Source organism: Bosea sp. RAC05 (assembly GCF_001713455.1).
Taxonomy (GTDB): Bacteria; Pseudomonadota; Alphaproteobacteria; order Rhizobiales; family Beijerinckiaceae; genus Allobosea.
In genome coordinates this window covers 129,932-155,470 of sequence record NZ_CP016464.1, presented here as the reverse complement: position 1 = coordinate 155,470, position 25,539 = coordinate 129,932, and the positions used below count along the sequence as shown (strand labels likewise).

The 25,539-nt window shown below is 69.7% G+C and carries 22 protein-coding genes; 6 read left to right on the top strand and 16 right to left on the bottom strand.

Annotated features, from left to right (window positions below; genetic code table 11):
• Position 1 precedes the first annotated feature (1 nt).
• Genes BSY19_RS04265 through BSY19_RS04255 form a run of 3 tightly spaced genes read right to left on the bottom strand, consistent with a single transcriptional unit; the run spans position 2 to position 4,393 of the window.
• Positions 2 to 1,192 (bottom strand): acetate/propionate family kinase, encoded by a 1,191-nt coding sequence (locus BSY19_RS04265; protein ID WP_069053062.1) that lies wholly within the window; start codon positions 1,190 to 1,192, stop codon positions 2 to 4.
• Positions 1,192 to 2,607 (bottom strand): bifunctional enoyl-CoA hydratase/phosphate acetyltransferase, encoded by a 1,416-nt coding sequence (locus BSY19_RS04260; RefSeq protein ID WP_150129489.1) that lies wholly within the window; start codon positions 2,605 to 2,607, stop codon positions 1,192 to 1,194. Before BSY19_RS04260 ends, BSY19_RS04265 begins: the two co-directional genes overlap by 1 nt.
• A 7-nt stretch (positions 2,608 to 2,614) precedes the next feature.
• A complete protein-coding gene (locus BSY19_RS04255; protein WP_069053060.1) occupies positions 2,615 to 4,393 on the bottom strand; it encodes a PHA/PHB synthase family protein in 1,779 nt (592 codons plus the stop codon).
• A 276-nt stretch (positions 4,394 to 4,669) separates the two neighbouring features.
• Here BSY19_RS04255 and BSY19_RS04250 point away from each other — a divergent pair, with 276 nt between their 5' ends.
• Genes BSY19_RS04250 through BSY19_RS04240 form a run of 3 tightly spaced genes read left to right on the top strand, consistent with a single transcriptional unit; the run spans position 4,670 to position 9,615 of the window.
• Positions 4,670 to 5,740, top strand: a complete 1,071-nt coding sequence (locus BSY19_RS04250; RefSeq protein ID WP_069053059.1) for an HlyD family secretion protein — start codon at positions 4,670 to 4,672, stop codon at positions 5,738 to 5,740.
• Entirely contained in the window at positions 5,737 to 8,499 is a 2,763-nt protein-coding gene (gene rbbA / locus BSY19_RS04245; protein WP_069053058.1) for a ribosome-associated ATPase/putative transporter RbbA, read from the top strand. The genes BSY19_RS04250 and rbbA overlap by 4 nt, the downstream gene beginning before the upstream one ends.
• A gap of 3 nt (positions 8,500 to 8,502) precedes the next feature.
• Positions 8,503 to 9,615 carry an ABC transporter permease gene (locus BSY19_RS04240; RefSeq protein WP_069053057.1) on the top strand — a complete coding sequence of 371 codons (1,113 nt, stop codon included), beginning with the start codon at positions 8,503 to 8,505 and terminating at the stop codon, positions 9,613 to 9,615.
• Between the two features lie 10 nt (positions 9,616 to 9,625).
• On the opposite strand, the gene BSY19_RS04235 is transcribed toward BSY19_RS04240, so the two are convergent.
• The 13 genes from BSY19_RS04235 to motA form a co-directional block, all read right to left on the bottom strand.
• Complete coding sequence (locus BSY19_RS04235; RefSeq protein ID WP_069053056.1) at positions 9,626 to 10,207, bottom strand: transglycosylase SLT domain-containing protein; 582 nt, start codon at positions 10,205 to 10,207, stop codon at positions 9,626 to 9,628.
• Positions 10,155 to 11,369 carry a flagellar hook-length control protein FliK gene (locus BSY19_RS04230; RefSeq protein WP_069053055.1) on the bottom strand — a complete coding sequence of 405 codons (1,215 nt, stop codon included), beginning with the start codon at positions 11,367 to 11,369 and terminating at the stop codon, positions 10,155 to 10,157. The genes BSY19_RS04235 and BSY19_RS04230 overlap by 53 nt, the downstream gene beginning before the upstream one ends.
• A complete protein-coding gene (locus tag BSY19_RS04225) occupies positions 11,366 to 12,574 on the bottom strand; it encodes a hypothetical protein (protein WP_083247389.1) in 1,209 nt (402 codons plus the stop codon). The genes BSY19_RS04230 and BSY19_RS04225 overlap by 4 nt, the downstream gene beginning before the upstream one ends.
• Positions 12,571 to 13,818 (bottom strand): MotB family protein, encoded by a 1,248-nt coding sequence (locus BSY19_RS27435; RefSeq protein ID WP_069053054.1) that lies wholly within the window; start codon positions 13,816 to 13,818, stop codon positions 12,571 to 12,573. Before BSY19_RS27435 ends, BSY19_RS04225 begins: the two co-directional genes overlap by 4 nt.
• A gap of 29 nt (positions 13,819 to 13,847) precedes the next feature.
• A complete protein-coding gene (locus BSY19_RS27430) occupies positions 13,848 to 14,513 on the bottom strand; it encodes a hypothetical protein (RefSeq protein WP_069053053.1) in 666 nt (221 codons plus the stop codon).
• Positions 14,510 to 16,135 (bottom strand): flagellar basal-body MS-ring/collar protein FliF, encoded by a 1,626-nt coding sequence (gene fliF, locus BSY19_RS04210; RefSeq protein WP_069053052.1) that lies wholly within the window; start codon positions 16,133 to 16,135, stop codon positions 14,510 to 14,512. Before fliF ends, BSY19_RS27430 begins: the two co-directional genes overlap by 4 nt.
• 161 nt (positions 16,136 to 16,296) lie before the next feature.
• Complete coding sequence (locus BSY19_RS04205; protein WP_069053051.1) at positions 16,297 to 17,550, bottom strand: flagellin N-terminal helical domain-containing protein; 1,254 nt, start codon at positions 17,548 to 17,550, stop codon at positions 16,297 to 16,299.
• A gap of 169 nt (positions 17,551 to 17,719) precedes the next feature.
• Positions 17,720 to 18,784: an EscU/YscU/HrcU family type III secretion system export apparatus switch protein gene (locus BSY19_RS04200; RefSeq protein ID WP_069053050.1), complete on the bottom strand. Its 1,065-nt coding sequence runs from the start codon at positions 18,782 to 18,784 to the stop codon at positions 17,720 to 17,722.
• A 32-nt stretch (positions 18,785 to 18,816) separates the two neighbouring features.
• Complete coding sequence (locus BSY19_RS04195; protein WP_083247387.1) at positions 18,817 to 19,878, bottom strand: flagellar motor switch protein FliG; 1,062 nt, start codon at positions 19,876 to 19,878, stop codon at positions 18,817 to 18,819.
• A gap of 13 nt (positions 19,879 to 19,891) precedes the next feature.
• Entirely contained in the window at positions 19,892 to 20,287 is a 396-nt protein-coding gene (gene fliN / locus BSY19_RS04190; protein WP_236840467.1) for a flagellar motor switch protein FliN, read from the bottom strand.
• Positions 20,288 to 20,323: 36 nt separating this feature from the next.
• Positions 20,324 to 20,638, bottom strand: coding sequence for a hypothetical protein (locus BSY19_RS04185; RefSeq protein WP_069053049.1), 315 nt, complete (start codon positions 20,636 to 20,638; stop codon positions 20,324 to 20,326).
• A complete protein-coding gene (locus BSY19_RS04180; RefSeq protein WP_069053048.1) occupies positions 20,619 to 21,566 on the bottom strand; it encodes a flagellar motor switch protein FliM in 948 nt (315 codons plus the stop codon). Before BSY19_RS04180 ends, BSY19_RS04185 begins: the two co-directional genes overlap by 20 nt.
• Positions 21,566 to 22,468 (bottom strand): flagellar motor stator protein MotA, encoded by a 903-nt coding sequence (gene motA, locus BSY19_RS04175; protein ID WP_069053047.1) that lies wholly within the window; start codon positions 22,466 to 22,468, stop codon positions 21,566 to 21,568. Before motA ends, BSY19_RS04180 begins: the two co-directional genes overlap by 1 nt.
• A 168-nt stretch (positions 22,469 to 22,636) precedes the next feature.
• Here motA and BSY19_RS04170 point away from each other — a divergent pair, with 168 nt between their 5' ends.
• From BSY19_RS04170 to fliI, 3 genes are read left to right on the top strand one after another with little or no spacing between them, the layout of a single operon-like run.
• Positions 22,637 to 23,422 carry a DUF1217 domain-containing protein gene (locus tag BSY19_RS04170; protein ID WP_069053046.1) on the top strand — a complete coding sequence of 262 codons (786 nt, stop codon included), beginning with the start codon at positions 22,637 to 22,639 and terminating at the stop codon, positions 23,420 to 23,422.
• Between the two features lie 2 nt (positions 23,423 to 23,424).
• Positions 23,425 to 24,147 carry a flagellar basal-body rod protein FlgF gene (gene flgF / locus BSY19_RS04165; RefSeq protein ID WP_069053045.1) on the top strand — a complete coding sequence of 241 codons (723 nt, stop codon included), beginning with the start codon at positions 23,425 to 23,427 and terminating at the stop codon, positions 24,145 to 24,147.
• Between the two features lie 19 nt (positions 24,148 to 24,166).
• Positions 24,167 to 25,489 carry a flagellar protein export ATPase FliI gene (gene fliI, locus BSY19_RS04160; RefSeq protein WP_069053044.1) on the top strand — a complete coding sequence of 441 codons (1,323 nt, stop codon included), beginning with the start codon at positions 24,167 to 24,169 and terminating at the stop codon, positions 25,487 to 25,489.
• Positions 25,490 to 25,539 lie beyond the last annotated feature (50 nt).

Sequence of the window (25,539 nt, the reverse complement as noted above, 5' to 3'; positions counted from 1 at the left end):
TTCAGACGGCTTGGAGCAGGGCGCAGGCCTCGTCGGCGATGACCTGCTCCTCGTCGGTGGCGATGACGAAGGCTTCGACGCGACTGCCGGCGGCGGAGATCGTTGCGGCGTTGGCGGCGTTGGCGCTCTCGTCGAGTGCCAGCCCCAGCCAGGCGAGGCGGTTCGCGATCGCGGCCCGGATGCGCGGCTGGTGCTCGCCGATGCCGGCGGTGAAGACGAGCGCATCGAGCCCGCCGAGCGTGGTCGCCAGCCGCGCCGCCTCGCCGGCAATCCGGAAGGTGAAGAGGTCGACCGCTTCCGCGGCCTCCGGCGCGGCGCTGTCGAGCAGTTCGCGGCTGTCGGCGCTGAGTCCGGAGACGCCGAGCAGCCCCGAGCGGCGATAGAGCAGGTCTTCCACCTGCGCGACGCTCTGCCCCATCGGGCCGAGCAGATGCAGCAGCACGCCCGCATCGATCGCGCCGGAGCGCGTCGCCATCGGCACGCCGTCCAGGGTCGAGAAGCCCATGCTGGTGTCGCGGCTGAGGCCGCCTGCGAGCGCGCAGAGGCTGGCGCCGCTGCCGAGATGGGCGACGACGACCTTCGCGCCCGCCAGATCGGGGCGCCGGCGGGCCAGTTCGGCGGCGACGAAAGCGTAGGACAGGCCGTGGAAGCCGTAGCGCCGGATGCCCTGGTCGTGCAGCGCGCGCGGAATCGCGAAACGGCGGGCGAGATCGGACTGACTGCGGTGGAAGGCGGTGTCGAAGGAGGCGGTCTGGGGCAGGCCGGGGCGCAGTCGCGCGGCGGCGCGGACCAGCCTCAAGCCCTGCGGCTGATGCAGCGGCGCCAGCGGCGTCAGGGCCTCGAGGGCGGTGATGACCGTGTCATCGATGCGGACCGGGTCGGTGAAACGGTCGCCGCCATGGACGATGCGGTGGCCGATGCCGGCGATGGCGTCGAGATCGACATGCCAGGAGAGGCGGCGCAGCACCTCGCTCAGCACATCGTCGAGCTCCGCGCCGGGGCGGGCTTCGAGCGCGATGTCGAAGCGGTCCGGCCCTTCCGTCAGCTCGAAGCGCAGGGGCTCGCGGCGGAAGTCGATCATGCCCTTGCCGATGCGTCGCGGGCCCTGCGGCCCGAGCGCGAACAGGCCGAGCTTCACCGTGGAAGAACCGGCGTTGAAGGTCAGCAGGATGCGGCCGTCGTCACTCCCCATCACGCACCGGCTCCCTTGGCGGGAATGCCGGGCCCGCGCCGCGAGGCGACGAGCTTGGCGAGCGCGGCCGAGGCGATGCGGGTCTTGAGCGAATCCGAGCGGCTGGTCAGGACGATCGGCACGCGCGCGCCGAGCACGAGGCCGGCCGCATCGGCGCCGGCGAAATAGATCAGCTGCTTGGCCAGCATGTTGCCGGCCTCGAGATCGGGCACCAGCAGGATGTCGGCCTGGCCCGCCACGGGCGAGACGATGCCCTTGGTGCGGGCGGCCTCGGGGCTGATCGCATTGTCGAAGGCGAGCGGGCCGTCGACGCGCGCGCCGGTGATCTGGCCGCGCGCAGCCATGACCGTCAGCGCCGCGGCGTCGAGTGTCGCCGGCATCCGCGCATTCACGGTCTCGACCGCGGCGAGGATCGCCACCAGCGGCTCCGCGATCCCGAGCGTGTGCAGCAGGTCGATGGCGTTCTGGCAGATGTCGCGCTTCTGCTCGAGGGTCGGCAGGATGTTGATCGCCGCGTCGGTGACGATCAGCGGCTTGGGATAGGCCGGTATGCTCATCGCATAGACATGGCTGATGCGGCGCTCGGTCCGAAGGCCCGAGCCCACCGCGACCACCGCGCCGAGCAGTTCGTCGGTGTGCAGGCTGCCCTTCATCAGGATTGAAACGCGGCCGGCCATGGCGAGTTCGACGCCGCGCGCGGCGGCGGCGTGGCTGTGTTCGACCGACTCGATCGGCATGCCGTCGAGCGAGACGCGGGCGGCTTCCGCAGCGGCGCGGATCTTGGCCTCCGGCCCGACCAGGATCGGCGCCAGCAGGCCCTCGTCGCGGATCTCGACGGCGGCGATGATCGCTTCCGGCGAGCAGGGATGGATCACCGCGACGCGCAGCGAAGGCAGGGCGCGGGCGTCGCGCACGAAGGCGTCGTAGCGGTCATGCCGGCGCAGCGCGACTTCGGGCAGATGCGGGCTCGGCCAGGCGACGCTGGTTAGCGGCGCGATGACGGTGGCGGTGCCGGCCAGCACCTCCTCGCCGTCCTGGTTGGTGCAGGTCGTGTCGAGGACGACGATGCGCTTGTCGGCGCGCTTCTCGCGGACCCGGACGGTGGCGGTGATGGTGTCGCCCGGTGCCACCGGATGGCGGAACTGCAGCTCCTGCCCGAGATAGATCGTGCCCGGGCCGGGCAGGCGGGTGCCGAGCAGGGCCGAGATCAGGGCGCCGGTCCACAGCCCATGGGCGACGACATGGCCGAAGCGCTCGCCGGCGGCGAAGCCGGGGTCGAGATGCGTCGGGTTGAGGTCGCCGGAGACCGCGGCGAAGAGGTCGATGTCGTCGCGCCCGACGCTGCGCTGGAGCGAGGCGCTGTCGCCGACGGCCAGTTCGTCGAAGGTCCGGTTCCTGAGGATGATCTGGTCCATGATGTCCTCAGCGTTGCAGCACATAGGTTCCGGGCGCGTCCGCGACGGGCGCAAGGCCTGCGGCCGCGTCCCCCATCGCAGGCGGTGCGACGCGACCGGTCGAGCGCTCGCCGAGCCAGGCGACCCAGCTCTCCCACCAGGAGCCATCGTACGTCCGGGCCTGTTCGAGCCATTCATCGGGGCTGATCCGGACATCATCGTGACGGCGCGTCGCGATGCGGTAATGCCGGTGCGGGTGGCCGGGCTCGCTGACGATGCCGGCATTGTGGCCGCCACTGGTCAGGACGAAGGTGACGTCGGTGTCGGCGAGGGTGTGGATCTTGTAGACCGAGCGCCAGGGGGCGACATGGTCGCGCTCCGTGCCGACGGCGAAGAGCGGCAGGCGCAGGTTCTGCAGGGCGACGGGGCGGCCGTCGACGAGCAGCCGGCCGGTGGCGAGGTCGTTGTCGAGATAGAGCCGGCGCAGATATTCGGCATGCATCCGGTAGGGCATGCGGGTGGCGTCGGCGTTCCAGGCCATCAGGTCGTTCATCGGCGTGCGTTCGCCCATGAGATAGTCGTGGACGAGCCGCGACCAGACGAGGTCGTTCGAGCGCAGCATCTGGAAGGCCCCAGCCATCTGGTCCGAGGCGAGATAGCCGCGATTCCACATCACGCTTTCGAGCAGGCGAACCTGGCTGTGGTCGATGAAGAGGGCGAGTTCGCCCGGCTCGGTGAAGTCCGTCTGTGCGGCCATCAGGGTCAAGGATGCCAGGCGGCGGTCGCCGGCCCGCGCCATGGCGGCGGCGGCGATGGTCAGGAGCGTGCCACCCAGGCAGTAGCCGGCGGCATGGATCGCCCGGCCTGGCAGGATCGCCGTGACCGCGTCGAGCGCGGCCATCACCCCCAGGCGGCGGTAGTCGTCAAGGCCCAGATCGCGGTCGGCGGCCGTCGGGTTGCGCCAGGAGATGCAGAAGACGGTGTGTCCCTGCGCGACGAGATGGCGGATCAGCGAGTTCCGCGGCGAGAGATCGAGGATGTAGTACTTCATGATCCAGGCCGGCACGATCAGGACCGGCTCGGCCTGCACCGTCTCCGTCGCGGGCGCATACTGGATCAGCTCGATCAGATGGTTGCGGAAGACGACCTTGCCCGGCGTCGCCGCGACGTCGCGCCCGACGACGAAGGCCTCGCTGCCGACCGGCCCCTGGCCCAAGGCCTGGCGGCCTGCGTCCTCGAGCGCGTTGCGGAAGCCGGCGAGGAGATTGGCGCCCCCGGTTTCGAGCGTGCGCGCCACCACCTCCGGATTGGTGAAGGGCGTGTTGGCGGGCGACATCATGTCGAGCAGCTGGCGCGCGACGAAGGCGACCACCTCCTCGTGATGCGGGGTCACGCCCGGCACCTCGCGGGTGGCGTTGTGCCACCATTGCTGCGTCAGCAGGAAGGATTGCGACCAGAGACTGTAGGGCCAGTGGCGCCACGGCTCTGCAGCGAAGCGGTCGTCGCCGGGCAGCGGCTCGATGCAGGCGGGCTCTCCGGCCCCGAGGCCGCAGGCGGCGAGATGGCCGGTCAGCTTCGTGGCCTTGCGGGCGGCCTTCCAGACAAGTTCGGAGCGCTTGCCCGGCGCCGCCGCGAGATGGGCCGACCAGTCGAGGCAGGCGAGCGCCAGCGCCGCCGGGGAGAGGCCGCCGCTGAATTGGGCGCTGAGCGCCTCGCGCATCCGGTCGATGGTGGCGAAGGCCTCAAGGCCGAGCGGATCGGCCCGCGTCCCGGATGGCGGGGGCACGAGCGCATCATGGACAGTCATCGGCAATCCTGAGCCTTGATCGTGGGGGCGGCGGGACCGATCGGAGGATCGGCTGCCCCGCCACATCCGTCATCGCAGGCCATCGCCACGCTAGCCGCGCCGCCAGCCGCGCGTGTTGACCTCGATCAATGCTGTCGGGCCGCGCTCGTTGGACCCTGCAGCCGCGGGACGAGACGGGCGAAGCCGTCCCGCGCAAGCCACCCTCACGACCCTCCGTGGTGCTGCCGCGCCGCGGATGCGGTCCGCCCGTCGTCCCGTCCGCGGAAGGCCGATCCAATGAAGCTCCCGAAAACCGGCTGGCTGCTGCCGGTCGCTGCCCTCCTCGTCGCCGGTCTCGGCTATCTCGCCTGGCAGCGTCTGCGCGCAGGCGACCTGCCGGAGGGTCTCGCCGGCGGCAATGGCCGCATCGAGGCGGTGGAGATCGACGTCGCGGCGCGCGTCTCCGGCCGGATCAAGGAGATGCTGGCCAATGAGGGCGATTTCGTCACGGCCGGCCAGATCGTCGCGCGGATGGACACCGAAACGCTCGAGGCGCAGCGCGCCGAGGCGCAGGCGCAGTACGAGCGGGCGGTGATCGCGGTCGACACGGCCAAGAGCCTCGTCGTCCAGCGCCAGGCCGAGAAAACCGCCGCGACGGCGGTCGTCGCCCAGCGCGAAGCCGAGTTCGATGCCGCGCGCCGCAAGCTCGGCCGGTCGGAGCAGCTCTCCGAGCGTGGCAATGTCTCCGACCAGGTGCTCGACGACGACCGGGCCCGGGCGCAGGGCGCCACCGCCGCCGTCGGTGCCGCCAAGGCCCAACTCGCCGCCAGCGAGGCCGCCATCAGCTCGGCCGTGTCCCAGGTCGTTGGGGCGCAGGCCGCGGTGGCGGCCGCGAAGGCGACCGTGCGGCGCTTCGATGCCGACATCGACGACAGCGCGCTGAAGGCACCGCGCGACGGGCGCGTCCAGTATCGCGTCGCCCAGCCTGGCGAGGTCGTGGCGGCGGGCGGGCGCGTGCTCAACCTGGTCGATCTCCAGGACGTGTTCATGACCTTCTTCCTGCCGACCGGGCAGGCGGGCCGCGTCGCCCTGGGCGCGCAGGCGCGCATCGTGCTCGACGCGGCGCCGAGGCTCGTCATCCCGGCCTCGATCTCCTTCGTCGCCGATGTCGCCCAGTTCACGCCGAAGACGGTGGAGACGACGCAGGAGCGCGAGAAGCTGATGTTCCGCATCAAGGCGCAGATTCCGCCTGCGCTGCTGCGCAAACACATCCAGCAGGTGAAGACCGGGCTGCCGGGCGTGGCCTATGTCCAGCTCGATCCGCAGGCGGCCTGGCCGCAGCGCCTGCAGACCGGGCTCGTGCAATGAGTGCGGTTCCGGCCGCGGCCGGGGCACCGGTCGTCAGCCTCGCCGGCGTCGGCCTCAGCTACGGCAAGACGGAGGCGCTCGGCGCGGTCAGCCTCGATCTTCCGTCCGGATGCATGGTCGGGCTGATCGGCCCGGACGGCGTCGGCAAATCCAGCCTCCTATCCCTCGTGGCCGGCGCACGCGTGATCCAGGCCGGCTCGGTCTCGGTTCTCGGCGGCGACATGGCGGATGCGGCGCATCGGCGCGCGGCCTGCCCGCGCATCGCCTATATGCCGCAGGGCCTCGGCAAGAACCTCTATCCGACGCTGTCGGTGTTCGAGAATGTCGACTTCTTCGCCCGGCTGTTCGGGCAGGGCCGGGCCGAGCGCGAGCGCCGCATCGCCGAGCTTCTGGCGAGCACGGGGCTCGCGCCCTTCGCCGGCAGGCCGGCGGGCAAGCTTTCGGGCGGGATGAAACAGAAGCTCGGCCTGTGCTGCGCGCTGATTCACGATCCCGATCTGCTGATCCTGGACGAGCCGACCACGGGCGTCGATCCTTTGTCGCGGCGCCAGTTCTGGGAGCTGATCGACACGATCCGCGCCGGGCGCCCCGGCATGAGCGTCGTCGTCGCCACCGCCTATATGGAAGAGGCGGCGCGCTTCGACTGGCTGGTGGCGATGGATGCAGGACGCGTCCTCGCCACGGGTGCGCCGGCGGACCTCCTGGCGCAGACCGGCGCTGCCACGCTGGACGAGGCCTTCATCGCGCTGCTGCCGGAGGAGAAGCGCAAGCTCCACCATGCCGTCGTCATTCCGCCGCGCGATGCGGAGACCCATGCCGAGATCGCCATCGAAGCCGAAGGGTTGACGATGCGCTTCGACGATTTCGTCGCGGTCGACCGGGTCAGCTTCCGGATCCAGTGCGGCGAGATCTTCGGCTTCCTCGGCTCGAATGGCTGCGGCAAGTCGACGACGATGAAGATGCTGACCGGGCTGCTGGCCGCCAGCGAGGGCCGGGCCCGGCTGTTCGGTGCGGAGGTCGATCCGCGCGACATGCGCGTGCGCCAGCGCGTCGGCTACATGTCGCAGGCCTTCTCGCTCTATTCCGAGCTGACGGTGGCGCAGAATCTCGACCTGCACGCCCGCCTGTTCCGGTTGCCGCCGGAGACCATTCCCGCCCGCGTCGCCGAGATGGTTGAGCGGTTCGACCTCGCTTCCGTGATGGATGCGCTGCCGGACGCGCTGCCGCTCGGCCTGCGCCAGCGCCTGTCGCTGGCGGTGGCGCTGATCCATGCGCCGGAAATCCTGATCCTTGACGAGCCGACCTCCGGCGTTGATCCGATCGCCCGCGACGGGCTCTGGCAGATCCTGGTCGACCTCTCGCGGCGCGACGGCGTCACCATCTTCATCTCGACCCATTTCATGAACGAGGCGCAGCGCTGCGACCGCATCTCGCTGATGCATGCCGGCCGGGTGCTGGTCAGCGATACGCCGGCGGCGATCGTCGCGCAGCGCGGCAGCGCCACGCTCGAGGACGCCTTCATCGGCTATCTGGAGGAGGCGATCGGCGAGGCCGGAGCGCCGGCGCAACCCATGCCGGCGGCTCCGCAGCCCGCCGCCGGGCCGGTGGCCGCTCCCCATGAAGGGCGCCGGCTGTTCGATCCGCGCCGGATGCTCAGCTATACAAGGCGCGAGGCGCTGGAGCTGCGGCGCGACCCGATCCGCGCCACGCTGGCGCTGGTCGGCAGCCTGCTTTTGATGTTCGTCATCGGCTACGGCATCAATTTCGACGTCGAGAAGCTGTCCTTCGCCGTCCTCGATCACGACCGGTCGCTCGCCAGCAGCGATTATGCGCTGGGCATGGCCGGATCGCGCTACTTCGTCGAGAAGGCCCCCATCGTCGATTATGCCGATCTCGACCGGCGGATGCGGCGCGGCGAACTGGCGCTCGCCATCGAGATCCCGCCCGGCTTCGGCCGTGATCTCGCGCGGGGCCGGCCGGTCCAGGTCGCGGCCTGGATCGACGGGGCGATGCCGCAGCGGGCCGAGACCGTGCAGGGCTATGTCCAGGGCCTGCACAGCGCCTGGCTGACGCAGAAGATGCGCCTGCTCGTCGGCGAGGATGCGGCCGGCGCCGCGTTCCGCATCGAGACGCGCTATCGCTACAACCCCAATATCGAGAGCCTCGTCGCCATGGTGCCGGCGGTGATCCCGCTGCTCCTGCTGATGATCCCGGCGATGCTTGCGGCGCTCAGCGTCGTCAGGGAAAAGGAGCTGGGCTCGATCATCAACCTCTATGTCACGCCGGTGACGCGGTTCGAGTTCCTGCTCGGCAAGCAACTGCCCTATGTCGCGCTCGCACTCGCCAACGCGCTGCTGCTGACCCTCTTTGCCGTCTTTGTTTTCCGGGTGCCGTTCACGGGCGATCTGCTGGCCTTCGCCACTGCGGCCTTCGTCTATGTGGTGGCGGCCACGGCGATGGGGCTGCTGATCTCCAGCTTCATGACCAGCCAGATCGCGGCGATCTTCGGCACGACCATCCTGACCCTGCTGCCGGCGACGCAGTTCTCCGGCATGACCGACCCGGTCTCCTCGCTGCAGGGGGTGGGCGCGCTGGTCGGGCGGATTTATCCGACCGCGCATTTCATGACGATCTCGCGCGGCACCTTCTCGAAGGGCCTGGGTTTCGGCGATCTCGGGGTGAGCTTCGTGCCCCTGCTGATCGCCGTGCCGGTGCTGCTCGGCATCGCCACGCTCCTCCTCAAGAAACAGGCGCGGTGAGCGATGCGGCCGGCGAACATCCTCCATCTCGGGATCAAGGAAATCCGCGGGCTGCTGCGCGACACGACCCTGCTGGTGCTGATCGTCTACAGCTTCACGCTGGCGATCTACAGCCAGACCAAGGCGGTGCCGGAGACGCTAAACCGCGCGGCCATCGCGATCGTCGACGAGGATCGTTCCCCGCTCTCCTCGCGCATCGTCACGGCGTTCTACCCGCCCTATTTCACGCCGCCGCGCGTGATCACCGCCACCGAGATGGACCGGCGCATGGATGCCGGGCTCGACACCTTCGCGCTCGACATTCCCCCCAATTTCCAGCGCGACCTGCTCGCGGGCCGAAAGCCTGCGATCCAGCTCAACATCGACGCGACGCGGATGACCCAGGCCTTCAGCGGCAATGTCTACATCCAGAACATCGTCGGCGCGGAGATCACGGAGTTCAGCCAGCGGGCGCGGGGGGCGGCGGCGTCGCCGGTCGAGCTCGTCCAGCGCCTGCGCTTCAACCCGGAGCTCAACAAGGGCTGGTTCGGCGCGGTGATGAACGTGGTGCTGAGCATCACCATGCTCTCGATCGTGCTGACCGGGGCGGCGCTGATCCGCGAGCGCGAGCACGGCACGATCGAGCATCTGCTGGCGATGCCGGTGACGCCCTTCGAGATCATGACGAGCAAGGTCTGGTCGATGGGGCTGGTCGTGCTCGTCGCCTCGGCGCTGTCGCTCATCGTCGTGGTCCAGGGCCTGCTCGGCGTGCCGATCGAGGGCAGCATTCCGCTCTTCCTGCTCGGCGCGGCGCTGCTGCTCTTCGCCACGACCTCGCTCGGCATCTTCCTGGCGAGCATCGCCGGCTCGATGCCGCAGTTCGGCCTGCTGCTGATGATGGTGCTCTTGCCGCTGCAGATGCTCTCGGGTGGCATGACGCCGCGCGAGAGCATGCCCGAGATCGTGCAGACGATCATGCTGGCGGCGCCCAACACCCATTTCGTCATCCTCGCCCAGGCGGTGCTGTTCCGCGGGGCGGGGCTCGATGTGGTCTGGCCGCAGCTGCTCGCCCTCATCGGCATCGGCGCGGCGCTGTTTGCGGTGTCGCTGCGGCGCTTCCGGCGTTTCCTGCGCTGAGGGCGGCGCCTCAGGAGCGGGCGTACTTGGCCCCGCAGAAGGAGCGCGCATTGTCGGTCCACTGGCCGAAGCCGGTGGCGACCATGTTGCGGATGACGGTGCAGACATAGCGATGCTGGGCCGGGTTGTTGTGCGGCCCGGCGTGATAGCGCGCCACCGCCATGGTCCAGCTCGTGTGGCGGGCCTTCAGCCGCTTCAGGAACTTGGCGGAGTATTCGACATTCAGCGCCGGATCGAACATCGCGTCGAGGCTGGGGAACTGGTCGCGGTGGTAGTGGTGGTTGATCTGCATGCAGCCGATGTCGATCAGCTTCTTGCCCTTGGCGCGCGAGGTGTGGAACTCGGCCAGCGCCTCCTGCTTGCTCGCGCCGAAGAAGGCGCGGCCGTGGATGTTGAGCGCATAGGGCTGCAGCGAGTTGCGCCGGCCGCTCTCGGTCAGCCCCACGGAGTAGAGCACGCCGACGGGGATGTCATAGGCCTTCGAGACCCGGATCATGTGCTCCTCGCAGACCGTCTGGGCGGCGGCCGGCGTGAACAGGCTAGAGATAGCGATGAGGGTCGCGGCCAGGGCGATGGCTTTCGCGGCGATCATGGGTGTCCTCCGTGCTGATGAGGGCATCGTTGCGGGTGTCCCGCCGTTGCGGCTCCTGCCGGTCGCCCTGGCGATCGTTCTGGCGATCCTGCTGGCGCGAGGGGTCGAAGCCGCGGCCGTCGCGGCCCGCCCCCTCCTCGCGCGCGCCGTCGCGGGGCGCGTCCTGGCCGGGGCGCGGATCGGCGCCGGCCGACTCGACATGAACGGTCTCGACCGAGACCTGATCGAGCGCATGGCCGCTCGCCCTGACGATCTCGCGCAGCGCCTCGCGGTCATGGGCGAGCAATTGCGCGGTCTCGGCGCGGCTGGCCTCGAGCCTGATTTCCATCCCGCCCTGCGAGATGCGCAGCTTGACGACGATGCTGCCGAGTTCGACCGGGCTGAGCTGGATGTGCAGGATCTTCGTCGGTTCGGCGATGCCGCCGGGCTTCGCCGTCCCGAGATCGGGAACCTCCTGCGTGCGCGACGCAAGCTCGGAGGCCGCCTGCCGGATCGGCTCGGCGACCTGCTGCAGCGGCGAGAGGCGCAGCACCGGCGGCAGATGCGTCTCCTGCCGGATCACGGCGATGGTGAAGGGCTTGTCTGCACCGGTGTCCTTTGCCGCGGACTCAGGCGTGGACGCCTTCGGATCGAGCGGGCCCGTCGCCTCCTGCAGATCGGGCAGGGCGGCCTCCTCCGTCGGCAGCGCGACGCCCGCCTCGGCGGTTGCGGGCCGCGAGGCCGGCTCCAGGGCGTCGGCCGCGCCGGTGGCGGCCCGGGCGAGGACGCCGTTCAGGGCGGCAAAGCCGTCCCGCCGCGGGCCGGGCTCGCGCCGGGGCTCGGCCTGCGTCTCCGGGGCGGGGGGGTGGGCCGCGCCGAGCAGGAGCCGCGCCGCATCGGCCGCGCCGTCGGTGGGGATGGTCGGTTCCGTCGGGGCCGTGGCCAGGAGATCGGCGAGGCGCTCGGCGGGGAAGGCATCGGCCCTGTCGCCGGGCTCCGCGCGACCCGGTTCGGCTGGCTTGTCGGCTGCAGGCTTGCCAGCGCCCTTGTCGAGCGTCTGCAGCAGGGAGCGGAAGGCCTGGCCGCGCTCCTCGCGGCCGCCCACGGCCAGTCGCGCCTTCGAATACTTCACGGCCTCGGCGCTGCGGCCGGAGGGCGGTGCAGGTGTCTCGACCTGGCTCATGGCCGGGCATCTCCGGAGCGGGCGGGGGTGAAGACGGGGTCGGCGAGCAGCTTCTGCGCCTCGGCGAGGCTGCGCTCGGCCCCCGACAGCAGGCGCTTCATCCGCGGATCGAGATCGGCGGGTTCTGCCGTGGCCCCTGGCGCTGGCGTCTGCGCGCCGCCCATGGGCGCATCGACGATCTCGGCGGCGACACGCAGGGCGGTGCGGAGGATGTCCTTTTCCTCCGGGGGCAGGCGGGCGGCGTCGATCTTCCGCAGGGTGTCGATCGCTCCTCCGGCGCGGTCGATCCCGATGCGGGAGGCGGCCCGGTAGAGCGAGGCGCGGGTGACCGTTGCCTGGTCGGCGCCGGGGATCCGCGCCACCTCCTCGGCGGCGAGGCGGGCCTGCTCGAAGCGCCCGCGCACCAGTGCGTCGCGGGCGATGATCAGGAGCACGGCGCGCTGCTGCTCGCGGTCGAAGGCGCGCAACGTCGCCACCAGCTTGGGGAACTTGGCCGGGTCGCGGCCGATGTCGAAGCGCACCAGCCCGGTGGCGAAGCTCTGGCGGAAGTGCTCGGCATAGACCGAGCGGTCGAAGCGCCGCATGTACTGGGCGGTCGCCTTTTCCAGCCGGTCGAGATCGTTGATCTCGGCGGCGATGAAGACGGCCCGGCGCAACGCCCCCTCCTCGACCAGCGAGCCGGGCGCGGCCAGTCTCGCCTGATCGAGCAGCTGCAGCGCCCGCTTCTGGTCGTCGCGCAGGATCAGAGTCGCCTGGACGAGGGCGAGATGGCCCGCCAGCGCTTCATGCAGGCCGGCGGGGTCGAGCGGCATCAGCAGCGCCTTTGCCCGGGCGCCGTCGCCCATGACATAGGCCAGCGCGCCCTCGGCCAGCCCCTTGGGCAGCCCGGCCGGCTCGCCGCGCCTGACCAGCTCGGCCAGGGGGCCGGGCTGGCCGCCGCTCAGCACATATTGCACGGCGGCGCGGGTGTTGCGCGGATCGTCCCAGACGGCGGGAGGCTGCGCCGCCATCGCCTGTTCGAGATCGCGCAGCAGCTTGCCCTGGGCGGCATGGGCGGCTCTGTTTCCCGCCGCCGCCTCGTTCTGCAGCGACTGCAGGGTGCGCACGAGCTGATAGGGTGGGGCCGGCGCAGGCGCGGACTCCTGCGCCGCGAGGGCCGGTGTCGTCAGCGCGAGCGCGAAGGCCAGCAGGGACAGACGCCTCATGCGCGCTTCTCCCGGATCAGGATCTCGATGCGGCGGTTTTCGGCGGCGTTGGGGTCGCCCGCGCGCGGCCGGCGGCTGGCATGGCCCTCGATATGCTCGATGCGCGTCGCGCTGATGCCGCCCTGGACCAGCAGGTCCTGCGCCGTATGGGCGCGGGAGGTGGAGAGCCGCCAGTTGTCGCTGCGGCCGTCGCGGAACGGGCGGGCGTCGGTGTGGCCGCGGATGATGATGGCGCCCTCGCGCTCCTTCAGCACAGCGGCGACGCGCTGCATCGCGGCCACCGTCTGCGGATGGGGCTCGGCCGAGCCGATGCCGAACATGCCGAAATTGGCGTTGTCGGTCAGGCTGATCAGCACGCCCTCGTCGGTCTTCTTGACATCGACCAGCGGCTGGTCGGCCCGCTGGGGACCGCCTTTCGCGATGGCCGAGGCGATGGCGGTGGCCATCGCCTCGTCGGCACGTGAGGCCAAGGCGGTTGTGCTGGCGGGGGCTGCGACGGCAAGCCCCGGACGTGGCGACATCGCGGGGGATACCGCGGGGACTGTCACGGCCATGACCGGAGGCGTATCGGTGACGGCCGTGCTCGCAGGGGCGGTGGTCGTCGTCTCGCCTGCGGGCTGCGGCTTCGGGGCGGTGTCACTCGCGGCCGCTGGCGCCGGGGCGGCGTCTCCCGCAAAGGCCTGCTGGCGCTCGGGCTTGTCGGTCTGCGGCGTCTGGCGCCAGAAATTCGGGTCGAAGGGGTCGCGCATCGCCTCGCCGCCATTCATTCCCGGCCTGCCGGTGGTGCCGAGCGTCAGGGTCGAGGCCCGGTCGGAGCCGGGTTCGGGCTTGGCGGCGGCGACCTCGGCGAGGACGGCATAGGGATCCTCGAAGGCGGCCTTGCCCTGGCGGGGGTCCTTCAGCGTCGCGCTCGGCCGCCGGTCGGAGCCGGTCTTGGCGGCGCCGACCTGGTCGCCGTCATGACGGCTGGTGCTGTCGACCTCGCCGGGCTCGGCGTCCTGCGGGTTGCGCACGCCCTTGCGGTCCGAGGTCGTATCGGAGAGCCGGATCGGGTTGAAATACTGGGCGACCGTCTGGCGCGTCTCGCGATTGGTCGAGTTGACCAGCCAGAGCACCAGGAACAGCGCCATCATTGCCGTCATGAAGTCGGCATGGGCGATCTTCCAGACGCCGGTCTTGATCTGGTCCGTCGGGCGGCCGGCGCTGCGGCGGAGGATGATGAAGTCCTGGCGGTCGGTGTCCATGGCGCTGCCTCCGATGCGGGCGTGCGGTGTCAGGCGGCTGGCCGGCGGCGGCGGTCCGGGCCCTGGCCGCGGAGCCGCGCGACCCAGGCCGCGATGCGGGTTTCGATGACGGTCTCGCCGAGGACGATCGACACATCGACCGCCTCGGTCTCGGCGAACTCGACCGCCGTCCCGGCGGGAAAGACGCCGCGCAGGGTCGCCAGCAGGTCGGCCGGGCCGCCGACGCGGATCACGGCCCCGTCCCCGCCGCTGAGCAGCGGGCGGATCTGGTCGATCAGCGCGCGGCTGGCGGCGTCGCTGAGCTCGCGCTCGAGGAAGGGCCGCAGCAGCCGCCCGGTCGTCTCGGCGAGGCTCTCGGCCAGTGCCTCGAGCGCCCGCGGCAGCTCGGCGGCCAGCGGCGTGGCGACGGCCTCCGTCCAGGCGAGCCTCGCCTGTTCGAGCGCAGCCTCGGCTGCCTGAGCCTGGCGGGCGGCGGCGGCCTCCGCTTCGGCGCGGGCCTCGGCGAGTCCCGCCTGGCGGCCGCTTTCGTAGATCGCGTCGAGATCGGGCGGTGGCTCGCGCGGGGTGCGGGGCAGGAAGGCGGGCAGCTCGATCTCGGGCTCGGGCGTGGCCGTGCCGGCCTCCGGCAGCAGGGCGAGCTCGCCCTCGCCAACCTCGAAGCTCGGGATGAAGTCGGCGGCGGACCGGTGCTTCACGCGCGCTCTCCCTCATGGATCCACTGCTTCAGGATCGCGGCAGCCTGGGCCTCGTTGAAGTCGATCAACTGCTCCAGCTTGCGCAGCGGCGAGCGCTGCGTGGCGTTGGTGAGGTCGCCGATCAGGTTGAGGCCGATTTCGCCGCCGGCGATCTGCAGCTGGGGATCGACGGCCGAGACGGTCGCGTCCTCGGTGATCGCGGCGACGGCGGCCGGCGCCGGGCGCTTGAGGATGGCGTTGATCGAGGGCCGCAGGCCGAACCAGATGATCAGCGCGGCGAGGCCGAGGATGGTGACCGCGTTGATCAGCGTGCCGGACTGGCGCAGCAGCGCCTCGGCCACGCCGACGGGCGGCGTCGGCTCCAGCGTGCGGCTGCCCTGGAGGAAGTCGACCGCCAGCACCTTGACCGCGTCGCCGCGCTGGTTGTTGACGCCGGCGGCGGAGGCCACGACCTGGCGGACATCCTCCAGCCGCGCCTCGATCGCCTCGGGGCTGGGCGAGGCGCCGAGCGATTCGATGAGACGCGGCCGGTTGATCAGCACGGCGATCGACATCTTGGCGACCGAATAGCCGTCGCTGACGGTCTGGATGCGCTTGGAGGAGATCTCGTAATTGGTCAGCTCCTCGCGGCGCTGCTTCTCCTCGCTGGAGCGCTGGCCGCCATCGGCGCGCACGGCGCGCTCCGGCACGTTCTGCTCGACCGTGGTCGGCTCCTGGGTGGCGGCGTTCTGGGAGGTGTCGTTCTCGCGCACGACCCGGACCGAGCGCTCGACCTTGGAATCGGGGTTGAAGACGGTTTCGCTGGTTTCCTTGCGGTCGGTGTTCAGCTCGGTGGCGACGCTGATCTCGAAATTCTCGAGTCCGAGATAGGGCGTCAGCGCCTTGCGGACATTGTCCTGGATTTCGCGGCTGACGCTCTGCTGGAGGCCGGCGAGCTTGGAGGAGGCCATCTGGCCGGGCTCGCCGCCGGTGGCGAGCAGGGTGCCGTCGGTGTTGAGCACGGTCACCTTCTCGGCCGACAGCCCCGGCACGGCGGAGGCGACGAGATGGCGGATCGCCTGCGCGACATTTCCCGCGCCCGAGGTCTCGGTCCGGACGACGACGCTGGCGGAAGCCGGCTGCTGGTCGCGCCGGAACGAGCCCTTGTCGGCGAGCACGAGATGCACGCTCGCCGCCTTGACCCCGCGCATGAGCTGGATGGTGCGGGCGAGCTCGCCCTCCATGGCGCGCACGCGGGTGATCTCCTGCATGAAGGAGGTCAGGCCGAGCGAGCCGAGCTTGTCGAAGAGCTCGTAGCCGCCGCTGGTGCTGCGCGGCAGGCCCTTCTCGGCCAGCAGCATGCGGGCCTGGGCCGCCTGGGTCGGCTTGACGAGTACCTGCGTACCCTCGGAATTGACGTCGAAGACGACGCCGGATTCCTGCAGCGCCGCGCCGATGCGGTTGACGTCCTCACGCTGCAGCCCGCTGTAGAGCACAGTCAGCTCCGGCCGGCTCAGTTGATAGGCGCTGATGCCGATCGCCGCAAAGACGAAGAGGCCAATCGCGGCGAGCGCGGCCAGTCGCTTCGGCCCCAGTTGCTGGAGGTTGAGCCAGATCTCTTCCGCGTATTGCCGGCCCGGCATCGTCGTTCCTTCATGCGTGGCAGGTGATGGAAGCACTGTGCTGGGCGAGCCTTGCGCGAGCATTGCGCGGGTTCAGGCCGCCTCTTTCGGGGCGACAACGGAAAAGGCCGCGCTCCCGGGGGAGAGCGCGGCCCTGTCTGGCGTACGACGTGCCTTTCGCGTCAGCCGCGGAACAGCGAGAGGATGCTCTGGCTGCCGGAGTTGGCGATCGACAGCGCCTGGATGCCGAGCTGCTGCTGCGTCTGCAGCGCCTGGAGGCGGGTCGATTCGGCGTTCATGTCCGCATCGACGAGCTGGCCGATACCGCGATCGAGCGAGTCCTTCAGGGCCTTCACGAAGTCCTGCTGCAGGCCGATGCGGTTCTTGATGGCGCCGAGGTTGGTGGCGGCATCGGTGATCGTGCCCAGGGCATCGTCGACGGCCGAGATGTAGGTCTCGAGCTTGGCGAGGTCCGTGGCATTGTCGGTCAGCTTGGAGATGTCGATGTCGGCGACGGAGAAGGTCTCCCAGGCGGTGCCGGTGTAGGCATCGTAGGTCTTGTCCAGGATGCCCTTGTTGCTGTCGACCGGGGTGGCCAGCGCCGTCAGCGTCACGGCGGCACCGAGACCGGCGACGCTGGCGTCGATCGCGACGTTCGCGTCGTTGCGGCTCTTGAACGCCAGGGCGTCGCCGGCGGCGTTGATGCCGACCGACAGACCCTCGACGCCGAGCTTGTTGATCTCCTTGGCGATGTCCTTCAGCGAGGTGCCGGCGGCCACCGCGATGTTGAGAGCCGGAGCCGCACCGACCGTGACGGTGATGTTGCCGCCAACGTCGAGCAGGGGATCGCGGGCCGCGGTGGTGGCGGTCGGGAAGGTCTGCGCCGCATAGGCCGTGTCGAGGTTCGCGTCGTAGAGCTTGATCGCGTTCAGATCGACGGTGACGGTGTCGACCTGGACCTGGCCGCCGGCGCGGGAGAAGGACGAGACGACCGACTTCGTGGCGTTGTAACTCGACGCCGTCGAGTCGACCGAGATCCAGTTCTCGCCGTTGAACACCGCGGAGTCCGCCGTGTTCTTGAGCTGGCTCTGGAGCTCCTTGATCTCGCTCTGGATCTTGTCGCGGTCGACGCCGGGGGTGCGGGCCGCGACGAGCTTGGCCTTGATCTCCGAGACGACTTCGACCGTGCCGTTCAGGCCGGTATACATCGTGTCGATGGTCGCGGCGCCGAGGCCGAGAGCGTCCTGCACCGCGCCGAGCGCCTTGTTGTCCGAGCGCATCGTCGTGGCGATCGACCAGTAGGCGGCGTTGTCGGAGGCGGTCGAGACGCGCTGGCCGGTGGCGATGCGGTTCTGCGACTGGGCGAGGTTCTTGTTGGTCTGCGTCAGCGTCTGCAGCGCAGTCATCGCCGAGGTGTTGGTGAGCAGGCTGGTCATGATGATGTTCCTCAATCTGGAAGGGATTGGCGGGAACATTCCGGGTTTGCACCGGGATGGCAGGGCGGCTTCATGCCTTTGACGCCGGGGACGCACCCATCGGGTCAACCTGCCATGGGTCTGGTGTAGCGGGCGAAGCTTGCGCGGGGCTTGAGGGACGCAGCGCCCCTCACGCCACCTTCTTGGCGTAGACGAGGCAGAGCAGCTCGGCGACGACCTTGTAGAATTCCGGCGGGATCATCTGGTCGAGCTGGACGGCGGCGTGGAGCGAGCGGGCGAGCGCGCGGTCCTCGACCACGGGGATGTCGTTGGCTTCCGCGATCTCGCGGATCTTGAGCGCGATCAGGTCGGTGCCCTTGGCCAGCACCAGCGGCGCGCCGCCCTCCTCCTGCACATAGCGCAACGCCACGGCGTAATGGGTCGGGTTGGCGATGATGACGGTGGCACGGGGCACGGCCGCCATCATGCGGTTGCGGGCGCGGTCGCGGGCGAGCGAGAGCCGGCGGGACTTCAGGATCGGGTCGCCCTCGGCCTGCTTGTGCTCGTCCTTGACCTCCTGCTTGGTCATGCGCAGCGAGCGGCGCCAGAATTTCTGGGTCCAGACCAGGTCGATCGCGACGATCACGATCGTCGCCACGCAGGCCGCCGAGAGCAGGCGGATCGCGATGGTCAGGATCAGTTCCGGAAGGGCGCTGGGGTCCCTCAGCATGGCCGTCACCACCGTGTTCTTGTCCGATTTGAGGATCAGCCAGACGGTCACCGTGATGGCGGCGAACTTGGCCAACGACTTGCCGAATTCAACGAGGCCCTGGCTGCCGAAGATCCGCGCGAAGCCCTTGGACGGCGAGAGCCGCGACCATTGCGGCGTGATCCGTTCGAGGGCGAGCTGGGGCGGATGCTGCAGGAAGGCCGCACTCAGGCCGAAGACGAGAAAGAGCGCGAAGACGGGCCACAGGAACAGGCCGGCCTGCATCGCGGCGTAGAGCAGAAGCGCAGTCGTGTTGCCGCTGGTCGAGATGTCGAAGCCGGCGGGGTCGGCCAGGAAATCGGTGAGGAAGCGGGCCATGCCGCCGGCGCCGGCGCGCATCAGGAAGACGCCGGCGATCAGCGTCGCGGCGATGGCGGCAAAGATCGGGGCCTCCTTGGAGGAAGGCGTGTTGCCGCGCTCGACGGCATCGCGCACCTTCTTCTCGGAGGCCTCCTCGGTCTTGCTCTCCTGGTCCTGTTCGGACACTGGTCGTCACCTCCCCGTCGGCGTCCTGCCGGTTACTGGAAATAGGCGCCCTCCTCGCGGTCCGGGTTGAGCTCGATCTCGCCGCGGCTGGCCATCTCCAGCGCGATGTCGGTGATGGCGCGGCGGGCATCGACGACCTCGCGCTGCAGCGCCGGCTCGCCGTTCTCGAGGTCCTGCTGCACGATGCGGCGCGCACGGGCCGCGAGCGAGGACAGGATCTGGTCGCGGAAGCCGGCTTCCGTGCCCTTGAGCGCGAGCACGAGCCGGTCGGTCGGGACCTGGTCGAAGATCGCCATGCGGGCCCGGGCCGAGAGCTTGACGATGTCGTCGAAGGTGAAGAGCAGGCCCTTCAGCATCTCGGCCGATTCCGGGCGGATGCGCTGCAGGCTGCCCAGCGCCTCCTCCATATCCTGACTGTCCATCTTGTTGAGGATGTCGGCCATGCGGGCATGGGTGTCGGCGCCCTTGTTGCGCGAGAGGTTGAGCGTGAAGCCCTCGTAGAGCGCCTTCTCGACGATCGCCGCCGGCTGCTCGGCCACGGGCTTCAGGTTCAGCATGCGGCGCATCAGCTCGTGGCGCCTGTCGGCCGGCCACTGCGTCATCACGCGCGAGGCACAGGCCGGCTTGAGCTTGGACAGGACATACGCCGCCGTCTGCGGGTGCTCCTTGGCGAGATAGCCGGCGAGCGCGCTTTCGGGCATCTGCGAGATGCGGTCCCAGATCGAGCGGTTGGCGGCCTCGGCGGTCTCGCCGATGATCTCGGTGATCTCCTCCGGCGGCAGCACGCCGGTGAGCAGCTTCTGCACCTCGCTGGGCGAGCCGACCAGGTTCATGCCGCGCGAGAACTGGTCGCTGAACTCGTCGACGAGATCGGCGATGTCGTCGGCGGCGACCGGGCCGAGCTCGGAGGCGCGCCGCATCAGGGCGCGGACCTCGGCGGTGTCGAGATGCTTCAGCATCCGCCCGGCCAGCGGCTTGCCCATGGCGAGCACGAGCACGGCGGCCTTGCCGGCCCCGCCGAGCGCCACCGTCTTGCCCGCCGGGGCGGGTGTGGCGGGGCTTGTGGCCCGGTTGTCCTTCGCGATCGCCGTCATGCTGCGCCAGGCCTCACTCTTCGAACTTGGCCTGGACGCCGACGATCTCGGTCAGCGAGACGCCGAAGCGGCTGTTGTCGTCCTCGACGATCACGACCTCGCCGCGGGCGACGATGCGCCCGTTGACGACGACGTCGACCGGCTCGCCGACGCGGTGGTCGAGCGGCACCACCGCGCCGCGGCGCAGCTTCATCAGATTGGCGACCTGCATGGAGGCGCTGCCGAGCACGACCTGGATCGTGACGGGGATGCGCATCACCGCCTCGAGATTGAGCGGGTCGTCGGCGGGCGGCGGAGCTTCCGCAGCTTCGGGCTCGGTTGTCGCCTGCGGCTCCATCAGGGCGACGTCGGCCTGTTCATCGGAGAGGGCGAGGTCGGAGAGCTTCATCGGTTTGGTCGGCTTCTTCATGGTGGTCTCCCGGCGGGAAGGCGAAGGGATCTGCCGTCAGGCGGCGTTGGCCTTGCGGACGGCGGCATGGGGCGCGTCGGGGCCGGCGCCGATCCGCTTCAGCTCGCCGGCCAGGCGGCGCCCGGTGTCGATGCGCTGGCCGAGTTCCTCGACGACGTCGCGGCCGCTGGCGTGCAGCTCGCGGATCGTCGCCTGGATGGTGGAGAGCGCGGTCTCGGTCTTGCCGAAGACCTGCTGGAACTCGGCATGGTAGGCGCGCATGCGCTGCAGCTCGCGGCGCATCCGCAAGACCTGGAGGCTGGTCAGCAGCAGGGCCACGAAGAGGACGGCTTCACCGAGATAGAAGATCATCGAAAAACTCCTGTTCCTGGTTGGCGCTGTCCTGCACGCGCAGGACATAGGATCCGTCGCGCTGGCCGAGCTGGCACCAGAAGACGGTCTCGTCGTTGCACTGGAGGCGGACGGGGGAGCGCGGCGACGCCTGCAGCTCGATGACCTGGCCGATCTTGAGGGCGCTGATCTCGCCCAGCGTCATCGGGCGCTCCTCGAGGATCGCCTGCAGGCGGACCTCGGTCTTGTGGACCTCCGTCTGGATCTGCCGCGTCCAGCGCTGGTCCTTCACGGTGGTGTGGCCGGAAACGACGCGGGTCAGGCTCTGGCGGATCGGGTTCAGCGCCGTCTGCGGGATGATGACGAACATCTGCCCGCAATTGTCGAGGCCCTGGACGAGCAGCTGCGACTTCACCGCCAGGTTGCTGCGGCTGCCGATGGCGGCGAAATACATCCGTGTCTCCATCTGCTCGAAGATGAAGCTGACATCGGCGACGGGGCTGAAGGCGGCCTGGAGGTTCTGCGCCGCGAGTTCGCAGAGCGCCTGCGCGACCTGGATCTCGATGGGCGTGTAGGGCCGCTCGTCGTCGGGGAAGTCCGGCTCGTACTTGTAGGGGCGCTCGCTGCCGTCGGCGCCGAAGAGCACCTCGATCAGGGTGAAGACGAAGTCCCGGTCGAAGCCGATCAGGATGCGCGAATCCCACTCCGGCGAGTGGAAGATGCCGGCGATGGTGTTGTGGGCATGGGCGTTGAGCGCGTCGCCGATGCGCTGGCTCTGGACGTTGGCGACGGAGAAATAGGTCGGCGAGGTCGACATCTGGCGCACCGCGTCGGCGCAGCCGGTGGCGAGCCGGTCGAAGACCATGCGCAGCATGGGCAGCCGGTCGATCGAGATGCCGGTCGATTCGAGGAGCTTGTCCTCGCGGATGGCCTGGGCGGCGGTGCTCATCAGGCGGCTTCCTTCTGGGCGCGGTCATTGGCGGGCGCCGCACGCTGGCCGGCGCCGCTGATGGTCTTGTCCTCGACCTCGTCGATGGAGGGCCGCTCGGCGGCGGAGATGACCTTGCGGCCATATTCGAGCGCGACCTGGGGCGCGGCGCCGTTGATGAAGGCGAGCAGGGTCTGCTTGACGACGATGTAGACGCGCAGCTGCTTCTCGCGCACCGCCTTGATCTTGAGCGAGATCGGCCCGATCACCCCGTAGGAGAAGAAGATGCCGGCGAAGGTGCCGACCAGGGCTGCGCCGATGAAGCCGCCGAGCAGGGCGGGCGACTGGTCGATCGCGCCCATCGCCTTGATGACGCCGAGCACGGCGGCGACGATGCCGAGCGCCGGCAGGGCCTCGGAAACCGTGCCGAGCGCATAATACGGCTTCAGCCGGTCCTGGAAGATGCTGCCGATCTCCTCGTCGAGCAGCGCCTCGACCTCATGGGCCTGCGCCTTGCCGACGATGATCAGGCGGAAATAGTCGCAGATGAAGGTGGTCAGCTGGGTGTCGGCGAGGACGCCGGGATAGCCCGCAAAGAGCGTCGATTCATAGGGCGTCTCGATGTGCTGCTCTATCTCGGCGCGGCCCTTGTTGCGCAGCTCGCGCATCAGAGCATAGAGCACGCCGAGCACCTCGAAGTAATGCGCCTGGCTCGGCGCGGTGTTGCGCAGCGCCTCCATCACCGCGGTGCCGGTGTCGGTGACCGTCTTCATCGGGTTGGCGACGAAATAGGTGCCGATGGCGGTGCCGAGGATGATCACCAGCTCCCAGGGCTGCCAGAGCACGGCGACATGCCCACCCATCGCGGCGAAACCGCCGATGAGCGAGCCGACCGCAATCAACAAACCGATCAATACGCTCAAGGCGTCGCTCCTTCTCGCAATCTGCAAGTGAAGCGCTAGAGGATCTGGCTTGCGCGAGGCTGAAACGACTGTCGAAGCCGGGGGTCAGGCCCGCGCAAGCCTTGCGCGGGAGCCTGATGTCTCACGAACGTCCGGGTACACGCCCGGATCACTGCCGGGATTGCGACGATGACCACGACGACGATGGCGTTCCAGGCCGTGGCGCGGAACCTGCCCAAATCGCTGGAGCGGGCGGCTGCGGTGCCGCAGACGGCCAATGAGAGCACCTATTATCTCGCCAATATCGGCAAGATCAAATCGATCGACGACTTCCTGGGCAACGACCGGATCTTTCGCTACGCGATGAAGGCCTTCGGGCTGGAGGAGATGACATACGCCAAGGGCCTGATCCGCAAGGTCCTGACCGAGGGCGTCGACTCGTCCTCCAGCTTCGCCAACAAGCTGACCGACCCGCGCTACAAGGAGCTGGCGACGACCTTCAACTTCGCGCGCTACGGCTCGGCGACGACGAGCTTCGACCGCACGCAGAAGCCGATGACCGAGCGCTATGTCCGCCAGGTCTTCGAGGAGCAGCAGGGCAGCCAGAACGAGAATGTCCGGCTCGCGCTCTATTTCGAGCGCAAGGCGTCGGGCCTCAAGAACGCTTATGAGGTGCTGGCCGATCCGGCGCTGCTGAAGGTGGTGCAGACGGCGCTCGGCATCCCCGCCTCGACCTCGATGATGCCGATCGACAAGCAGGCGGAGATGATCTCGAAGAAACTCGATTTCGACCAGCTGAAGGACGCCGAGGGCGTCCAGCGCTTCCTGCTGCGCTTCACCTCGCTCGCCGATATCGGCGCCAGCCAGAGCGCGGCCAACAACGCTTTGACCATCCTCGTCGGCCCGCCGGTCGCGGCCGGGGTCAGCACCGATGTCCTGTTCAGCATCCAGAATCTCCGCCTCGGAGGCGTGTGACCATGCAGTCCTCGATCTATGTCGGCCTGTCCTCCCAGCTCGTGCTGGAGAAGCGCATGGAGACGCTGGCGCGCAACGTCGCCAACATGAACACGGCCGGTTTCCGCGCCGAGGAGGTCAAGTTCAGCACCTTCCTGTCGAAGAAGGGGCCGGATGCGGTGTCCTTCGCCTCGGCGGGGGAGACCTATATCAGCCGCCTCCAGGGCGGGCTCGACAAGACCGGCAACCCGCTCGACGTCGCCGTCGAAGGCGAGGGCTGGCTCGCGATCAACACGCCGGCAGGCACCGTCTACACCCGCGACGGACGGATGAAGATGACGCCGCAGGGCGAGCTGCGCACGCTCGCGGAGCACCCGGTGCTCGACGCCGGCGGCGCGCCGATGCAGCTCGACCCCGAGGGCGGGCCTCCGGTGATCGCGCGCGACGGCATGATCTGGCAGGGCAGCCAGCAGGTCGGGGCGATCGGCCTCTTTTCCATCGACCCCGCCGCTAAGTTGCAGCGCCACGACAATTCCGGCGTGATCCCCGATCGCCCGGCAACGCCGATCCTCGATTTCGTCCGCAACGGCGTGCGCCAGGGCTTCGTCGAGGGCTCGAACGTCAACCCGATTCGCGAGATGACCAAGCTGATCGCGGTGACGCGCGCCTTCGAGAGCGCGGCGAATGCGATCGACAAGGGCGAGAAGGCGGTCGATGGCGCGATCCGCTCGCTCGGCGAGAGCTGAGCGGCCGGACGGCATCCCCATGAACGCCCTGACACGTCTCGAACAGGCCCTCGCGGGCGGGCCGCAGCCGCATGATCTGGTCCAGGTCAGCGGCAGCGTCAGCGAGGTTACGCCGGCGGCGCTGCGCGTCGGCGGCCTTTCGCGCTTCGTGCGGCTGGGTGAGCGCATCGCGCTCTCGACCCATGGCCGCGCCGAGCTGGGCGAGGCGATCCGGATCGACCGCGACGGTGTGCTGGTGAAGCCTTTCGCGACGACGGTCGGCGTCGGGCTCGGTGCTCGCGCCAGCCTCGCCGGGCCGCTCGTGCTGCGCCCCTCCCAGGGCTGGAAGGGCCGCGTCGTCAACGCCTTCGGCGAGCCGATCGACGACAGCGGGCCGCTGCCGGCCGGCGACGTCGCGATGCCGGCCGAGGGGCCGCCGCCGGAAGCGATGCGGCGGGCGCGGGTGACGCGGCCGATCCGCACCGGTGTCAAGGTCGTCGACCTGTTCACGCCGCTCTGCGCCGGCCAGCGCATCGGCATCTTCGCCGGCTCCGGCGTCGGCAAGTCGAGCCTGCTCTCGATGCTGGCGCGGGCGCCGGGCTTCAGCACCATCGTCATCGGCCTCGTCGGCGAGCGCGGCCGCGAGGTGCGCGAGTTCCTCGACGACACGCTGGGCCCGATGCGCGCCCAGGCGGTTGCCGTCGTCTCGACCAGCGACGAGAGCGCGATGATGCGCCGGCTCGCGCCCAACACCGCCATGGCGGTCGCCGAATACTTCCGCGACCAGGGCGAGGATGTGCTGCTGATCCTCGATTCCGTGACACGCCTCGCCCATGCCGCGCGCGACGTCGCGCTGGCGGCCGGCGAGCCCGCGGTCGCCCGCGGCTATACGCCGAGCGTCTTCAGCACGCTGCCGAAACTGCTCGAGCGGGCGGGGCCCGGCGTCGAGGGCACCGGCACGATCACCGGGATCTTCTCCGTGCTGATCGACGGCGACGACCACAACGACCCGGTCGCGGATTCGATCCGCGGCACGCTGGACGGGCATCTCGTGCTCGACCGCGCCATCGCCGACCAGGGGCGCTATCCGGCGGTGAACGTGCTCGGCTCGGTGTCGCGCCTCGCCCACCATGTCTGGACGCCGGAGCAGCGCGGGCTCGCCTCGCGAATGAAGGCGCTGATCTCGCGCTTCGAGGACACGCGCGACCTGCGGCTGATGGGCGGCTACCAGGCCGGCGCCGATGCCGAGCTCGACAAGGCGATCGTGCTGGTGCCGAAGATCTACGAGGCCCTGCACCAGGAAATGAGCGCAGCGCTCAGCGCGGATGCCTTCAAGGATCTGGCGAGCACGCTGCAGGGTTGAGGGCAGCCTCCGCCCACGCGCCACATCGTCATTGCGAGCGCAGCGAAGCC

Bases quoted from the DNA above. Each gene is read 5' to 3' on its own strand.
- fliI (WP_069053044.1), top strand. From the start codon at position 24,167: ATGAACGCCCTGACACGTCTCGAACAGGCCCTCGCGGGCGGGCCGCAG.
- BSY19_RS04250 (WP_069053059.1), top strand. From the start codon at position 4,670: ATGAAGCTCCCGAAAACCGGCTGGCTGCTGCCGGTCGCTGCCCTCCTC.
- BSY19_RS04225 (WP_083247389.1), bottom strand. From the start codon at position 12,574: ATGAGGCGTCTGTCCCTGCTGGCCTTCGCGCTCGCGCTGACGACACCG.
- BSY19_RS04255 (WP_069053060.1), bottom strand. From the start codon at position 4,393: ATGACTGTCCATGATGCGCTCGTGCCCCCGCCATCCGGGACGCGGGCC.
- BSY19_RS04240 (WP_069053057.1), top strand. From the start codon at position 8,503: ATGCGGCCGGCGAACATCCTCCATCTCGGGATCAAGGAAATCCGCGGG.
- BSY19_RS04235 (WP_069053056.1), bottom strand. From the start codon at position 10,207: ATGATCGCCGCGAAAGCCATCGCCCTGGCCGCGACCCTCATCGCTATC.
- BSY19_RS27435 (WP_069053054.1), bottom strand. From the start codon at position 13,818: ATGGACACCGACCGCCAGGACTTCATCATCCTCCGCCGCAGCGCCGGC.
- BSY19_RS04230 (WP_069053055.1), bottom strand. From the start codon at position 11,369: ATGAGCCAGGTCGAGACACCTGCACCGCCCTCCGGCCGCAGCGCCGAG.
- BSY19_RS04260 (WP_150129489.1), bottom strand. From the start codon at position 2,607: ATGGACCAGATCATCCTCAGGAACCGGACCTTCGACGAACTGGCCGTC.
- fliF (WP_069053052.1), bottom strand. From the start codon at position 16,135: ATGCCGGGCCGGCAATACGCGGAAGAGATCTGGCTCAACCTCCAGCAA.
- rbbA (WP_069053058.1), top strand. From the start codon at position 5,737: ATGAGTGCGGTTCCGGCCGCGGCCGGGGCACCGGTCGTCAGCCTCGCC.
- BSY19_RS04205 (WP_069053051.1), bottom strand. From the start codon at position 17,550: ATGACCAGCCTGCTCACCAACACCTCGGCGATGACTGCGCTGCAGACG.
- BSY19_RS04180 (WP_069053048.1), bottom strand. From the start codon at position 21,566: ATGAGCACCGCCGCCCAGGCCATCCGCGAGGACAAGCTCCTCGAATCG.
- BSY19_RS04170 (WP_069053046.1), top strand. From the start codon at position 22,637: ATGACCACGACGACGATGGCGTTCCAGGCCGTGGCGCGGAACCTGCCC.
- fliN (WP_236840467.1), bottom strand. From the start codon at position 20,287: ATGAAGAAGCCGACCAAACCGATGAAGCTCTCCGACCTCGCCCTCTCC.
- BSY19_RS04185 (WP_069053049.1), bottom strand. From the start codon at position 20,638: ATGATCTTCTATCTCGGTGAAGCCGTCCTCTTCGTGGCCCTGCTGCTG.
- BSY19_RS04265 (WP_069053062.1), bottom strand. From the start codon at position 1,192: ATGGGGAGTGACGACGGCCGCATCCTGCTGACCTTCAACGCCGGTTCT.
- BSY19_RS04195 (WP_083247387.1), bottom strand. From the start codon at position 19,878: ATGACGGCGATCGCGAAGGACAACCGGGCCACAAGCCCCGCCACACCC.
- flgF (WP_069053045.1), top strand. From the start codon at position 23,425: ATGCAGTCCTCGATCTATGTCGGCCTGTCCTCCCAGCTCGTGCTGGAG.